A 1,753-nucleotide genomic window follows, 5' to 3' on the forward strand; every position below is an offset into this window, starting at 1 on the left:
GCAAGAATACGACGGCAGCAATAGCGGCTGACCTCACCGACTTCCATCACTTTTTGGACGCAAGGAAAAAGCGCGTCTCGGACGTAGACGAGCAGCTCCTCAAAGCCTACGCGGACACATTGACGGACCTGGACTCCGCGGTGACCCTCGAGAAATTTGCCGCCGCGACCATCCACCGAAGATGGTCGACCGTGACCAAGCTAGTCGCCTTCTGTGTGAAACGGGGCTATCTAAGAAAGCCGCCAGCGCTGCTGAGCAAGCAGACAAAGCGAGGAACTGTTCAAGTTCTCGAAGTTGACGTGAATCTGCCCGGGCTGAACGACGCTGACGAGCTAATTACTGCGCTGCATCCCGAGACTGTCGTAGGCATTCTCGACGAGCTAGGCCCTAACCCCGTGGTCGAAAGAAACGGGGTCGTTGAACTTGCACTCGAGACCACGGCGCAGCGATTGATGGCTGAGCTGTGCTACCACGCCGGTCTGAGGCGGTCTGAAGTGTGCGATGTGCATGCGCTCACCATCCTTAAGACGCGTACCGAAGGGCGCGATCCACTTACCGCAGTTGCCATCCCAGTTGTCGGGAAGGGCAACAAGAAGCGCAATGTTCCAGTACCAGTTTGGCTACTGGAGGCGCTGAAACGCTATGCCAAGGGTACTCGGCAGGCCCTTACTGACCTCCGACTTCGGTACCGCAAACTGGAGGATCATGGCGTCCTATTCGTCTTGGACGTAAACGACCGCAGGCACGCGGGTAATGCGATAACTCCCCAGACGTTTGATCGCCATTTCGCTCTCGCCAAAGACAGGTTGCTCAAGCGGCTTTCCAAAGAGCTCGACCTGGCTCGCTATGAATCAACGCAGCGCGAGCGGATAACCATCCATGCACTTCGACACACATTCGCCTTGTACACGTACATGGAGAAGCGCGCAAACGGCGACATGGATGCGATCAAGTATGTTCAGTCAGTACTAGGACACAGTCTCAGGGAGACGACCGAGTCCATTTACCTGAGAAGCGCGAATGCCTTCGAGAGCGAAACCAGGGAGTCCATGAGGCTGCACATTGAAGGTCAATCGTTCATGCGACTTGGCGTAGCGGCCGGAAAAGCTTGAGCAGAGAGTTCCGCCGCTAACTCATGCGCATGAGCTCGGATGTAACCGACCAACATCCTCAAAACAAAATCAATATGGAGTGGAGCACAACGTGGCAGGAAAGAGGACCGCCCACCTGCGGCACACCTTAGGAGATGAGGACAAGGTAGGCGAAACAAAGAAATGGGATGTACGCGAGAGCACTGACCGCCTGGAAGCGGCGTTCAGACGCGCCGGAGACCAACGCGACAACATCGTCAACCTCAGCCGATGGAGGAGCATAGGTGCAGCGGCACCAATCTTCGCCGAAGCGTTCTGCAGAGCCCACAAAAATAGCAGAGAGACAAGTAGATCCTCTTCAGCTAACAACATGGTGAGTGGCCTGGTGCAGTACCTAGGCGCAACAGGAGTGGAGATAAACGGCCCAGATGACGTTCCGATGGACTTGGGCGAATCGTTTCTAACCTATCTGAAAGGAAGAGATGCCACGCACCCGATCACGCTGGCGGTGCAGACGCAGCGTCACTACTACGGGACCTTCAAGAAGGTCGTCCTTGCGCTGCACGAAATGGATACACGCTGGCAGGTGATCCGTATTCCCACAAAGCCGTTCGCAGGCCTGCCACGTAAGAGCAATCCGAAAGAGCTTGACCGTGCGGCTT

Annotated in this window: 1 protein-coding gene and 1 pseudogene; both read left to right on the forward strand. The window is 56.0% G+C overall.

The window, feature by feature from the left end; all coding sequences use genetic code 11:
• Nucleotides 1-1,112, forward strand: a 1,112-nt coding sequence (locus AC1DJN_RS21820) for a tyrosine-type recombinase/integrase (RefSeq protein WP_478040236.1), incomplete at its 5' end; no start/stop codon positions are given.
• Nucleotides 1,113-1,203: 91 nt separating this feature from the next.
• Nucleotides 1,204-1,753: pseudogene (locus AC1DJN_RS21825) on the forward strand (hypothetical protein); the annotation flags it as partial.

The organism is Stenotrophomonas sp. 05L414_2, from assembly GCF_056397905.1.